Origin of the sequence: Cellulomonas xiejunii (genome assembly GCF_024508315.1) — a bacterium.
GTDB classification, from domain to species: Bacteria; Actinomycetota; Actinomycetes; order Actinomycetales; family Cellulomonadaceae; genus Cellulomonas; species Cellulomonas xiejunii.
The window spans coordinates 4,028,716-4,040,548 of the sequence record NZ_CP101987.1 but is presented as its reverse complement, the minus strand read 5'-3'; the positions used below and the strand labels follow the sequence as shown (position 1 = coordinate 4,040,548).

Below are 11,833 nucleotides of genomic sequence, written 5' to 3'. Positions count from 1 at the left end.
TCATGGTTCCTACCAGCAGACTCGCTCGCATCGCATCGCCCACCTGGGTGACGGGCTTCCGTCGTGGATCGGGGCCGGGGTGGCGTCTACCGGGCGCGACGCGTGGACGACGCGCCGATCGCCGCCGGCAGCGGCAGCAGCAGCACCGACTGCGCGACCAGGACCACCAGGAGCAGCACGGCGCCCACCGCGGCACCCGACAGGGAGAAGACCGCGAAGCCGAGCACCAGCTGCACGCCGACGTACCCGGCCGCCCACCCGACAGGACGCCCCTCGACGAAGCGGAATCCCACGATCGCGAGCGCGCAGTACGCGAGACCCACCAGCAGCGTGGGCGCGAGCTCCGCGGAGCTCGCGGACCCGAGCGGCAGCGTCAGGTAGGCGACCACGGTGAGAACGGCGAGCGCCCGGTTCACCCGATTCACTGTGCAGGAGGAGGTGTCGCCGGTCGATGACGCGACGCTGGGTGTCAGGCGGGTCCGGTCAGACGGCGACCCGCGCCACCAGTGCCGTGAGCGTGGCCTCGGCCTCGGGCGTGAGCCTGCTGACCGCGAACGACGTCGGCCAGACGCCGGTGTCGTCGTCGAGGTCCGCCTCGGTGGTGAACCCGAACGTCGAGTACCGCTCCTTGTCGACGTCGCCGCTGCGGAAGAAGCACACGACCTTGCCGTTGCGCGCGTAGGCCGGCTGCCCGTACCAGAGCTTGGGTGCCAGGTCGGGGGCCGTCGTCGTGACGATCGCGTGGATGCGCTCGGCGACGGGGCGGTCCGCGTCGCTCATCTTCTGGATCTTGGCGAGGACGTCGAGCTCGTCGGCGGCCTTCTTGTTGCCGCGCCCGCGGGTCTTCTCCGTCCTCAGCTCGGCCGCCCGCTCCTTGATGGCGGCGCGCTCCTGCTCGGTGAAGCCCTCGGCGGTGCCGTCGGTGGTCGTCATGTCGTCCCGCTCCCGTCCTGGTCCGGTTCCTGGTGTCTCCACGGTAGGGACGACCGGGTGCGGGCACTTCTCGATTGCTGACCGGATCGCGTGGTGGGGTGGAAGTCTGCCCACGGACGACGAGACCCTCGGCGTCGGCCTTCCCGCCGCACCGTGCCGAGGCGCGCGCGTGCGCCTCGGCATCCCGGAGGACGTCACGGAGGGGCTGACCGTGTGCTCGGGCCGCCGCCCGCCGTTGATACCGTGGGCCGGTGGTCCACGACGAGGTCCCGCTCCCGCCCGCACCCGAGCCGCCGCCGTTCGAGCGCGGCGCAACCGTCGTGCTGCGCGGTGTGCGGGACATGGGCCGTCCGCACGGGGTCGCCGTCGGCTTCGCCGTCGCCGGCACGGTCGTGCTCGACGACGACGAGGTGATGGTCGTGGCGACCCGGCCCGGCTCGGGGATGCGCATGCGCGCGGGGACAGGGGCCGGTCCGAACAGCCGGATCGTCCTGCCGGCGGTGTGGGACGGCACGTACGCCGAGCGCGTCTGGCAGGGGCACACGGTGGTGCGCGTGCACCGGCGCGGCGACCGGTGGTCCGTGTGGCGGTGGTACGACGGCGAGCGCTGGACGGACCGCTGGTACGGCAACCTCGAGTCACCGTGGCGCCGGTCCACCCTCGGCTTCGACACGCAGGACTGGGCTCTGGACGTGGTCGCCGCAGGTGACCCCCGCGGCGGCCCGTGGACGGTGGGCCTCAAGGACGAGGACGAGCTCGCGTGGATGGTCGACCAGGGCTACGTCACCGACGAGCGGGCCGAGCACGTGCGTGCGGTCGGCGCTCGGCTGCTGCAGCACGCGCGGGACGCGGGCTGGCCGTTCGACGCCGACTGGGACGCGTGGCTGCCCGACGCGCGATGGACGGCGGCTCCCCTGCCGGCCGGCTGGGACCGGCTGCCCCGCGAGGCCTGAGCGACGAGAGAGGGAGTCAGGACGGTTCCGGCGGCCTGCTGACCCGCACCTCGTCGAGGCTGACGGTCGTGCCGGCACGCAGCGTGCCGTGCACCTCGGCGATCGCGTCGACGTGGGCGACGAGCTCGCGCACCTCCTCCTCGGGGGCCGGTGAGACGACCGAGACGCGGTACGACACGTCCCGCGCACGCGCACCGGGGGCGTCGAACCACCCCGCCACCTCGACGTGGACCGCGATCACGGGCAGCGACCGGGCGGCGGCCTCGCGGTAGAGGTCGTTGGTGGCGCACGTCGCGAGGGCCAGGAACAGCAGCTCGCCGCCGCTGACGGCCGAGCCCGGCGCGCCGCTGCGCGCGGGCAGGTCGAGCGCCCGGTCGTGCCCACCGGCCGCGACGGTGACCTCGTGGGTGCCGGGGGTGCTGCGGATCGAAGCGGTGTACTCCACGTCGACGACCCTCCTGCCTCAGTGGACGCGTCCGGTCCGTCGAGTCTCGTGCGTGCGGCGCCGCCCGTCCAGGACCGTCGCAGGCGTGCTCGTGGAGGACTCCGGCCCTCTTACTCCGCAAGCACCGCGCGCACCCGCGCCGTGTCCGCGGCCGTCCATCCGTCGGGCGGCACCACGCCCACCCACCCGTCGAGGACCAGCCCGTCGTAGTTGTGCCCGTACCCGTCGGGCACCGACTTCGCGTTGAGCAGGTCGAACGTCAGCTGCCAGAACGTCACGACGGGGAACCACCGCATCGCCGGGCGGTCGGTGTCGGCGGGCTGCTCGCGCAGCCGGTCGGGTGCGGACAGGACCACGTCGGGACTCCACCACACCACCGGGTCGTCGGCGTGCTGCAGGTACAGGGCCCGCGGCTGGTCCCACGGCGTCGTCGGCGTGGTGATCTGCGCGGCGTCGCCGGCGAAGCGGACGAGCAGGCCGCTCGCGTAGACGGGCGCCACGGCAGGTGTCCCGGGGTCCCGTCGCTCGACCAGGGCGTGCCAGACGGCGTTCGCGTCCGGCGGCCCGACCCACAGCACCCCGTCGGTGCGGGCGCGGATGTCCGCCAAGGAGGGGAACGCCGTCTCGCTGCCGTACGAGCCGAGGCTCTCACCGTAGGCGAGCAGCAGCGGGCGCTCGTCCGCGGGCAGTCGGGCGAGGTGCGCCTCGACGGCCGTGGCCAGGGCCTGCGACTCCTCGCTGACCCGGGCGCGGTCGAAGAGGAAGGACAACCAGCTCGGCAGGTACGAGTACTGGGTGGCGACCGCCGCGGTGTCACCGGCGTACATCAGCTCGAGCGGCTCGACCGCGGCCTCGTTGACCCACCCGCTCCCGGTCGTCGTCACCAGCAGCAGGACCTGCCGCTCGAACGCCCCGGTGCGCTCGAGCTCCTCGACCGCGAGGTCGGCGCGCTCGCGGGGCGTGTCGGCGTTCTCGATGCCGACGTACACGCGGACGGGCGTCGTCGGTGCGGCGTCCGGAGCGGCGGTCCGCAGGTCGTCCGTGCTCGGGCCCCCGGCGACGAACCGGCGCCCCTCACGACCGAGGGACGCCCAGGCCACGAGCGACCCCGGCGCACCGGACCGCTCGGCCGCCGACGGACGCTCCACGCCCGGGTGGTCACGGTCGTTGCGTGCGGCGAACGCGGCGTCCGCCGCCCCGAGCGCGCGTTGCAGCAGGACGTCGTTGACCAGCACGACCCCGCCGAGCACGAGCACCGTCGCCACCACGGACGCCACCGCGTGCGGCCACCGCAGCCGCTGCTCCAGGAGCGCGTCGAGGTGGCGGCTCACCCACCACACCCCGCGCGCGGCCAGGACGAACGCGGCGGCGATCAGCACGAGCAGCGGCCCGGCCCGCAACCAGTCGAGGGTCGAGGGCGGCGGCATCCCGATGGCCGCCGTCATCGCTCTCTGCCACCGGGCGCCGACCACGAGCATGACGACCACGGCCACGGCCGCGAGGAGGCCGAGGACCGGCAGCAGGTGCGGCGCGAGCGCCGGTGGCACGCGCCCGCGTGCCGCGGAGACCAGCCGGCGCCACGCGGGCACGAACCGCAGGACCCGGGCGAGTGCGACGCCGACCCCGTACCCCAGCGCCCCGGAGATCCCTGACACGAGCCCCTGGTAGAGCCAGTCGCGCGGCAGCAGGGAGGGCGTCATCGCGACCACCGCGAACAGCGTCCCCATCGCGAGCCCCGCCGGGTGCGGCGGCCGGGGACGTCGTCGTCGGCGCCGCCGCGGGTCCGTGCCGGCCTGGTGCCGGTCGCCCGTGGGGGAGACCCCCGACGCCGTGCGGGTGGACCCGGACAGGGGCGTGACCTCGCCCGGACGCTGCGTCATGCGCGCCTCCCCCGGGGCGGTGACGTCACGCCCCGGACGGGGCCGCGCACGCCGTCACCCGAGCATCGCACCGGCCCGGACGGCCCGCCAGCAGCGCGTCGTCGGGTCCTCCCGCGCCGAAGGAGCACACGCCGAGTGGGACGAGGACCCCGTGTCGACGTCGAGGACGTCACCCAGATCCACTCAGAGCCAGCCGTTGCGGCGGAACAACCGGTGGAGCCCGACGCACACCGCCGCGATGACCCCCAGCACGAGGAAGTACCCGTACCGCCACCGCAGCTCGGGGATGAACTCGAAGTTCATGCCGTACACACCGGCGATCGCCGTGGGCACCAGGGCGATGGCCGCCCACGCGGAGATCTTGCGCATGTCGCCGTTCTGGCGCAGCGCGACCTCGCTCTGCGCCACCGTCACGCGGGCGGTGTTGGCCTGCAGCACGTCGCCGAGCTGGCGCTCGACCGCCTCCACCGCGTCCGCGGCCCGCAGCAGGTGGTCCTGCACGTCGCGGAAGTAGGGGGCGGACGTCGGCGGCACGTGCGGGACGTCGCCGTCGACGAGCCGCTGCAGCGGGCGGCCGAGCGGCAGCACCGCCCGGCGCACCTCCGCCGCCTCCTGCTTGAGCTTGTAGATGCGCTCGGCGTGGTTGACCTGCCCCGGCCCGAACACGCGCGCCTCGATGTCGTCCACGTCCACGTCGATCTCGCCCAGCGCCGACTCGTAGCCGTCGACGACGAGGTCCGCCGCCCGGTAGAGCACGCCGGCGGGCCCGAATCCGGCCGCGGGGCCCTCGCCGCGGTCCAGCTCCTCGCGCACGCGCCGCAGCACGTCACCCTGCCCGTGCCGCACGGTGACGACGAAGTGCTGACCGAGGAACAGCGCGATCTCCCCGACGTCCACCACCTCGTCGTGGTCGACGTAGCGCACGGGTTTGAGCACGACGAACACCACGTCGCCGTACACCTCGAGCTTCGGGCGCTGGTGCGCCTTGACCGCGTCCTCGACCGCGAGCGCCGGCAGCCCGAACTCGCCCGCCACCGCCGCGACGTCCGCGACCGTCGGCCCCTCGAGCCCCAGCCAGACGAAGCCGCCGCTCTCGCGCGCCACGTCGCCGGCGCGCCCCAGCGGCAGGCGGCCCGGTGCGCGCCGGCCGTCGACGTAGAGCCCGCAGTCGACGACGACGCGGTCCGCGTCCACCACGCCTTCGGCGTTGTCTGCGCCACCGTCCACGTCCACGTGCGGCTCCTCTCGTCGCCGTGACCGTACCTGCAGGGCAGGGTCTGCGGGCGGACGTCGCGCCGTCGAGGCACCTGCCGGCGTAGCGCGCCCAGAGAGGCCGCCTGGCGAGGGCCGCGTCGGGCAGGTCGATCGACAGCAGATCCACGTCGGACGACCCGGGACGCGCGGTGCCGGTGGCGACGGTCCCGTCGACGTACAGTGACGCCCCCGACTCGCCGACGAGGAGAGATTGGCTGATGAGCGAGCACTTCCGACCCGGCGACGACGTCGTGGTCCGCGAGGTGGTCGATGACCTGGTGTGGACGGAGCGCCCGGTGACGGTGGTCGTCGACGAACCCGACCAGCTCGTCCTGCACCAGGCGGCCGGGAGCGTGACGCGGGAGCCCATCGACCCGTCCGAGCGCACGGACTACCTGCGGATCATGGCGGGCAGGCGGTGGACCCTGCGCGACAAGGTGTGGCAGCCGCCCGGTCGTCTGCGCATCGGTCGCGTCGGCCAGCCGTTCGAGGTGTGGCGGATCTCGACCCCCGACGAGCGGGAGGTGGCGGCCTGGTACGTGAACCTCCAGGAACCGTTGCGACGCACGGCCGACGGCTTCGAGACGCTCGACCACGTGCTCGACATCCTCGTCGCCCCCGACCTGTCGTGGTGGCGGTGGAAGGACGAGGACGAGCTCTCCTCGGCCGTGGAGCACGGGGTCCTGACGGCGAGGGACGCTGCCGCCATCAGGGCCACCGGCGAGGCGGTGATCGCCGACATCGAGCGCGGCGACCCGCCGTGGGACCTCACCTGGGGTACCTGGCAGCCGGGAGAGCGCGACTGGACGGCGCCCGGTGCGCCCGAACGGCCCGAGGGTGCTGCGGGCTGAGGCGGTGGTGACGATCGACGGCGCCGTGTGCTCAGGTGCGGACCTCGTGCCGCACCGGCCGCAGGGCGCCGGGCGCGTCGACCGCGTCAGGGAACTCGCAGGTGAACGTGCCGCGGTAGCCGAACAGGAACCCGAGCAGCCGGTTGCGGACCTCGAGGTCGACGTGGAACTGCTGCTCCTCGTCGTCGAACCACTCGTGAAGCCGGGCCTCGCCGCTGAGCAGCATCGGGAAGCGGAACCCGACGGGCCCCTCGTAGAAGCGCTGGCCGTGGGTCGTCAGGTGCAGCGACCCGTCGTCGAGGACGCGCAGATCGAGGTCCACCGCGAGGTGCTGGTGCGTCCCGAGGTAGTCGATGACGCGTCCCTCATGGAGGACCATCGTCGCGTCGAACCGCCGCGTCCGGTCGCGCACGCGGTACTCCCGCACGAACGTGACGGTCTCCCTGCCGAAGGGGTCGCGGTACGGGAAGTTGGAGATGGTGAACGGCACGTCGTGCCCGACGTCGGGGACCAGGATGTTGCGCACGGCCCCGAGCTGCAGGAACGGCAGCGTCCACCACGGCCCGCGCCGGATCTCCTGCATGACGCCGCGGCCCACGCACGCGTACCCCGCGTCGAGCCCGACCCCGAACCTCTTCTGCAGCATGGGGTGCAGGCGTGCGAAGTCGGCACCGAGTGCCTGGGCGAACACGGATGTCACGGCGCCTCCAGCTGGTCGAGCGTCGTCGGGGCGTCGTCCATGACGGACGGCCCTGAGGCAGGAACGGCCCGGCCGGTCGATCCCCGGCGGGGTGCGCGCAGGCAGCGGCCCGCACGCGGGCGGTCCGGACGCCACACCGCCAGGACGGACGGCAGCGGCCACCGCTCGGGCTCGACGCCGTCCTCGGCCCACAGGCGCAGACGGTCGAAGCTCCAGGCGGTCAGCCAGCCGACGAGCGGGCGCACGACGAGCCGGTCGAGCAGCCTGCCCCACCCGGGCTCGTAGTCGTACCCGGTCACGAAGGTCACGCCGTCGTCGGTCGGGACGTAGCGCCAGTAGCCGCGCCCGTCGCCCAGCGGCGAGAGCCGGTCCGGGGTCGTGAACCGCAGTGCGGACGTGCGCGTGCCGTCCGGGCGGTGCCGCTCGCCCAGGCTGGTGCCGGTGCCCGCGAGCGTGTGCAGTGGCAGTCGCAGCTCGTAGCGGAAGCGGTAGCCACCCGTGGGGAGTGCCTCGACCGGGGTGATCCGGCTGAACCGCCCGTCCCACCGCGGGTGCTGCTGCGTGTCCTGCGTGAGGTCCCACACCCGGTCGAGACTCGCGCGGATGTGCGTCTCGACGTAGATCGGTGTGGTCACGCTCCCACTATGTCCCGACACGCCCGGCGGGACAATCCCGACGCCCGAGGCACGGCGAGCCCGGCCGGCTGCGGCCCACAGCCTCACACCCGGGGGAACGTCACCCCCGTGCGACGCCCGCCTGTCCAGCCTCACGTGCCTGGTCATGGCGGGCGCCGTGTCGTCGAAGTCCCGCCGCCGCCGAGCGTCCTCGCCGCCTACGGGGCCGACCCGTCGCTCGCCGTGCTCCACCTCGACCTGCGCGAGGCGCTCGAGGTCGCCCTCACCTCGGCGCTCCTGGGCGTGCTGCCACGCGACTGACCCGGCCGGTAGTCTCCGCGAGCCGCACGGTGCGGCGGCACGACGTCGTGGCGGAGGAGACCGTGGAGTTCACCGAGTACGACACGCGCCTGGCGGCCTACGCGGTCGTCAGCGACGGCGAGCACATCTTGCTCACCTGGTTCAACGGGTCCACGCCGAGCTGGACCCTGCCCGGCGGCGGCGTCGAGTTCCACGAGTCCGTCGAGGAGGCGGTGGTGCGCGAGGTGCGCGAGGAGACGGGCTACGAGGTCGAGCTCGACGCGCCGTTGACGACCCACTCGTTCACCCGACCGGCCGGCGACGGCCGACGTCCCGTCAAGTCGGTGCGTGTGCTGTTCGGCGCCCGGGTGGTCGGCGGCGAGCTCGGGACGACCGAGGTCGGGGGGACGACCGACTTCGCTGCGTGGGTGCCGCTCGACGAGGTCCCGCTGGACGCTCCCACGCCGGAGATCGTGCGCCTCGCCGTCGAGCACGTGCGGTCCGGGCGAGGGGCCTGAGCGACGGGCTGCGTGCCCAGCCGGCCGGCCGGGACGTCGCCGCGTCCGGGCGCAGCCGGACGAGCCCCGCGGGCGTCGCTCAGCCCAGACCCAGCCGGGACAGCGTCCCGGTCGTCAAGGTCACCGGGTTGTCCTCGCCCGGGACTGCCCGACCGTCGCTGACGGTGTACCAGCCCTGACCCTGCGAGACGAGCACGAGCGCACCCTCGACGTCCTCCAGGAGAAGGACGTACTCGCCGCCGACCTGCGGGCCGGCCCCGGACAGCGCGGTCGTGCCCGGGGTCACCCACGAGGCCGTGATCTCATCACCGGGTGTGACGTCACCGGCGGCGACGGCGGCGACCTCGACCGTCCCGATGGTCTGCGGGTACCCGTCGTCCCGTGTGTCCTGCGCCGTCAGGACCGTGCCGCGGACGAGGACGTCGGCGCGCGCCTCGAGCTCCGACGCCGTGGCGTAGAACGGTTCGTCGGCCGCCGATGGCGTCGGTCCCGGCCGCAGGACCGCCGCCACCGCGACCCCGAGGATCACGACGCCGAAGACGCCGGCGGCCAGTGCAAGCCGCGGACGACGGTCGGTCCGGGGGGTCCGGCGCTCCGCCGGTACGGGGTCGGCTGCGCGCAGCACGTCGTCGGCACCCATCGGGCTCACTCTCCTCCCAGGTCCTGCGTCGTGGGGCGCCCGGCCCTCATCGCCGCAAAGACCAACGCCAACGCCGTCACCAGAAGGACCGTGTTCTGGGCGTAGCCCCCTGACGGCTGTGGGTCGGTCGACGCGACCGACTGGAACCCGACCAGCGCCCGCGCGACGACCGCCGCCCCCGCGACGGCCGCAGCATGCCGTGGACCCCACGAAACGGACCGCGACCACCGCGTCACGACGAGTCCGGCGACGAGCACGATCGCGGCCCCGAGCGCCACGCCGAGCCACGTCGACGGGATGGCCTGGTAGCCGGCAGCCGCGACGAGGACGAGGCCGAGCACCGCTGCCGGCCGCGGCACCCGTCCCTCGGTGGGAGCCGGCAGGCGGCGACGACCGAACGTGAACGCGACGGCCACGAGCGTGGCCGCGAGAGCGAGCGCGGCGGCGATCTGTGCAGCCGAGGCCTGGTCGCTGCCCGCGCCGCGGATGTCGGACCAGACGAGCACCGACGCGAGCGCCCACAGCACTCCGAGGACGACCAGCCCGACGCGGCCCAGCCAGGGCTGCCGTCCGGGCCGACGGTCGAACGCCTCGACGAGCGCGACCGGCGCGCTGATGCTCCAGATGACGTGCCCGAGCAGGAAGTTCAGGGCGAACGCACCACTGACCCCGAACGGTGGGATCAGCGTCCGCGCCGTCACCTCCCCCCACCACGCGTAGCCGGGGTAGTGCTGCGCGAACAGCGACTGATCGACCACGCCCGCCTGCACGACGCCGAACGCCCCGGCCATCGCGAGGATGCCTGTCCAGTGCATCCCGGTGCGTGCCGCGAGCTCCCGGATCAGGACGGCGGGAGCGCCGTACAACGGTCCGATGATCACCAGTCCACCGATGAGCGCGGCCGCCTGACCCGTCACCTCCGGGTCGTAGGCCGTCAGGTACTCCGCGCAGACGGGCGCGACGAGGAAGAGCACCAGCGCGAGCAGGCGGAGCCGCGTGCGCGACGGCCCGAGGGCTCCCGTCCCGATGGACACCACTGCATGCTCGCAGGCCGGCCGACGGCTGTACACGACCCGGGTGCAGCACTCCGCACCGACGGCCCGAGTTCTCGGGCCCGCCACGTCCGCGACGTCAGGACGTGGCCAGGTCCGCCTGGATCATGCGGATGACGGTCGCGAGGACGCCGGACGCCAGCAGCCCCGACCCGAGCGGTCCCGCCGCGTCCTCACCGAGCAGAGGAAGACGCCGTAGCGCCGCCCGGGTGTCCGCGCTCATGCGGTGCACCTGTTCGCGGACCTCCTCGTCGAGCGCGTCCGGGCGATCCGGGGGCGCGAGGCCGGCAGCCTTCGCGGCGTAGGCCGCCGCCCCCAGGGCGTGCGCACCCATGTGGGCCACGCCCGAAGCCTGCGCCGCCGCCCTGGCCGCGGCGACGGCCGCCGGCGAGCTGACGGCGTTCGCGGCGCGGCCGGCGACGAAGCGCCGGCGGATCTCGTCGGCGGCACGCAGCTCACCGCGACTGAACGCCCGGGCGCGTGCGATCGCGTCGCGCGGGCGGTCGTCGTCCGGTGCCTCCGCCTCGAAGAGCGGCAGCACGCGCTCCGCGCAGTCCGCCGCCCACCCGGCGACCGTGCGCCGGTCCGCCTCGCTCAGTGCCTGGGGAGAGACCACGTCCCGAGACTAGGACGGCGGCCGCCACTGGGGTAGCCGAGTGCCGAGCACCCCCTGACCTGCTGCGGCGCCGAGCGAGGGCTGCCAGGGTGGGCCTGTGACCGGGGGCAGCACGCGAGCCGCAGAGCACGACCACGCGTCCGCCGCCCGCGCCCGCGAGCGTCGGTGGTGGCTGCTCGTCGCTGTCGGGGCGCTGGTGGTCGTCGCGTCGTACGTCGGGCTGGTGCTGACACCGGCGGGCCAGGCGGTGGAGAACGCCGCGCTGCGCGGTGCGGACCAGGTCGGTGCGCAGGCGCGCACGGACTCCGACGAGGCGCTGGCGAGTATCACGGTGGCCTCACTGGCTGTCGCCTGCGCGGTCATCGCGGTCGTCGGGCTGCTGCGCCGCTCGATCCCGCTCGCCACCGCGGCCCTCGGGACCGTCGTGGCCAGCCTGCTGGTCACCGAGGTCCTCAAGCGGGTGGTGCTCCCGCGTCCGGCCCTGGTCGAGGCGTCCGCGGCCTACACGGGGAACAGCTTCCCCAGCGGGCACACCACGATCGCCCTCGGCGTGCTCGCGGCCGCGCTGCTGCTCGCGACGTGGCGGTCCCGCGGGGTGGTGATGTTCTTCGTGGCGAGCTGGGCGGTGGCGATCGCCGGGTACACGATCACCTCGAAGTGGCACCGGCTGAGCGACACCCTCGGGTCGGCCGGCATCGTCCTGGTGGTGGCGTCGCTCGCGGCGCTGTGGTTGCACCGGCGAGGGCTGGTCCGCCGCGTCGAGACCGGTGGTCACCGGGCGCGGATCTGGCTCGTCGTCGTGCCGCTGGCTCTCAGCCTGCTCGTGGGGGTGGGGTTGGCGGCCGTCCTGCTGGTGGCGACCGGGGACCTGCTCGACCGGGACCCCGTCACCGAGGACAACGTGTTCCTCGCCTTCCAGCTGCTCGCCGGCGTGGGGTCGGTCGCCACCACGCTGGCCCTGTGGTGGAGCTGGCACCGGCTCGAGGTCGCGACTCCACCCGACGACGTGACGCGACGACCGCTGGGGAGGACTCCACCGGGTGACTGCTCGACGCCGACCCGCTCGGCGACGTGAGG

At 74.1% G+C, this 11,833-nt stretch carries 15 protein-coding genes; 5 read left to right on the top strand and 10 right to left on the bottom strand.

Features of this window, described 5'->3' with window-relative positions; genetic code table 11:
• Positions 1–86: 86 nt before the first annotated feature.
• Both NP048_RS18585 and NP048_RS18580 read right to left on the bottom strand, forming a co-directional pair.
• Positions 87–416, bottom strand: coding sequence for a hypothetical protein (locus NP048_RS18585; RefSeq protein WP_227576804.1), 330 nt, complete (start codon positions 414–416; stop codon positions 87–89).
• 67 nt (positions 417–483) lie between these two features.
• Positions 484–933 (bottom strand): DUF1801 domain-containing protein, encoded by a 450-nt coding sequence (locus tag NP048_RS18580; protein WP_227576803.1) that lies wholly within the window; start codon positions 931–933, stop codon positions 484–486.
• A gap of 251 nt (positions 934–1,184) precedes the next feature.
• Between NP048_RS18580 and NP048_RS18575 the strand changes: the two genes are divergently transcribed.
• Positions 1,185–1,886: a ribonuclease FAU-1 family protein gene (locus tag NP048_RS18575; protein WP_227576802.1), complete on the top strand. Its 702-nt coding sequence runs from the start codon at positions 1,185–1,187 to the stop codon at positions 1,884–1,886.
• A 16-nt stretch (positions 1,887–1,902) separates the two neighbouring features.
• On the opposite strand, the gene NP048_RS18570 is transcribed toward NP048_RS18575, so the two are convergent.
• The 3 genes from NP048_RS18570 to NP048_RS18560 all read right to left on the bottom strand — a co-directional run bounded on the left by NP048_RS18570 (position 1,903) and on the right by NP048_RS18560 (position 5,444).
• The gene (locus NP048_RS18570) at positions 1,903–2,331 is read right to left on the bottom strand and encodes an OsmC family protein (protein ID WP_227576801.1); all 429 of its coding nucleotides are present in this window, start codon (positions 2,329–2,331) and stop codon (positions 1,903–1,905) included.
• A 110-nt stretch (positions 2,332–2,441) separates the two neighbouring features.
• A complete protein-coding gene (locus tag NP048_RS18565) occupies positions 2,442–4,211 on the bottom strand; it encodes an alpha/beta hydrolase (RefSeq protein WP_227576800.1) in 1,770 nt (589 codons plus the stop codon).
• 183 nt (positions 4,212–4,394) lie between these two features.
• Complete coding sequence (locus NP048_RS18560) at positions 4,395–5,444, bottom strand: magnesium and cobalt transport protein CorA (RefSeq protein ID WP_227576799.1); 1,050 nt, start codon at positions 5,442–5,444, stop codon at positions 4,395–4,397.
• A 239-nt stretch (positions 5,445–5,683) separates the two neighbouring features.
• Between NP048_RS18560 and NP048_RS18555 the strand changes: the two genes are divergently transcribed.
• Positions 5,684–6,316: a ribonuclease FAU-1 family protein gene (locus NP048_RS18555; RefSeq protein WP_227576798.1), complete on the top strand. Its 633-nt coding sequence runs from the start codon at positions 5,684–5,686 to the stop codon at positions 6,314–6,316.
• A 31-nt stretch (positions 6,317–6,347) separates the two neighbouring features.
• On the opposite strand, the gene NP048_RS18550 is transcribed toward NP048_RS18555, so the two are convergent.
• Both NP048_RS18550 and NP048_RS18545 read right to left on the bottom strand, forming a co-directional pair.
• Positions 6,348–7,016: a DUF4166 domain-containing protein gene (locus tag NP048_RS18550; protein WP_227576797.1), complete on the bottom strand. Its 669-nt coding sequence runs from the start codon at positions 7,014–7,016 to the stop codon at positions 6,348–6,350.
• Positions 7,013–7,651: an SRPBCC family protein gene (locus tag NP048_RS18545; protein WP_227576796.1), complete on the bottom strand. Its 639-nt coding sequence runs from the start codon at positions 7,649–7,651 to the stop codon at positions 7,013–7,015. The genes NP048_RS18550 and NP048_RS18545 overlap by 4 nt, the downstream gene beginning before the upstream one ends.
• A gap of 135 nt (positions 7,652–7,786) precedes the next feature.
• Between NP048_RS18545 and NP048_RS18540 the strand changes: the two genes are divergently transcribed.
• Together NP048_RS18540 and NP048_RS18535 are read left to right on the top strand one after the other, a co-directional pair.
• The gene (locus NP048_RS18540; protein ID WP_227576795.1) at positions 7,787–7,951 is read left to right on the top strand and encodes a hypothetical protein; all 165 of its coding nucleotides are present in this window, start codon (positions 7,787–7,789) and stop codon (positions 7,949–7,951) included.
• A gap of 29 nt (positions 7,952–7,980) precedes the next feature.
• Complete coding sequence (locus NP048_RS18535; RefSeq protein ID WP_256769373.1) at positions 7,981–8,448, top strand: NUDIX hydrolase; 468 nt, start codon at positions 7,981–7,983, stop codon at positions 8,446–8,448.
• A 79-nt stretch (positions 8,449–8,527) separates the two neighbouring features.
• Here NP048_RS18535 and NP048_RS18530 read toward each other — a convergent pair whose 3' ends face one another.
• The 3 genes from NP048_RS18530 to NP048_RS18520 all read right to left on the bottom strand — a co-directional run bounded on the left by NP048_RS18530 (position 8,528) and on the right by NP048_RS18520 (position 10,756).
• A complete protein-coding gene (locus NP048_RS18530) occupies positions 8,528–9,088 on the bottom strand; it encodes a hypothetical protein (protein ID WP_227576793.1) in 561 nt (186 codons plus the stop codon).
• 5 nt (positions 9,089–9,093) lie between these two features.
• Positions 9,094–10,122: a hypothetical protein gene (locus tag NP048_RS18525; RefSeq protein ID WP_227576792.1), complete on the bottom strand. Its 1,029-nt coding sequence runs from the start codon at positions 10,120–10,122 to the stop codon at positions 9,094–9,096.
• 97 nt (positions 10,123–10,219) lie between these two features.
• Positions 10,220–10,756, bottom strand: a complete 537-nt coding sequence (locus NP048_RS18520; RefSeq protein WP_227576791.1) for a putative immunity protein — start codon at positions 10,754–10,756, stop codon at positions 10,220–10,222.
• A gap of 97 nt (positions 10,757–10,853) precedes the next feature.
• Here NP048_RS18520 and NP048_RS18515 point away from each other — a divergent pair, with 97 nt between their 5' ends.
• Positions 10,854–11,831, top strand: a complete 978-nt coding sequence (locus NP048_RS18515; protein ID WP_227576790.1) for a phosphatase PAP2 family protein — start codon at positions 10,854–10,856, stop codon at positions 11,829–11,831.
• Positions 11,832–11,833 lie beyond the last annotated feature (2 nt).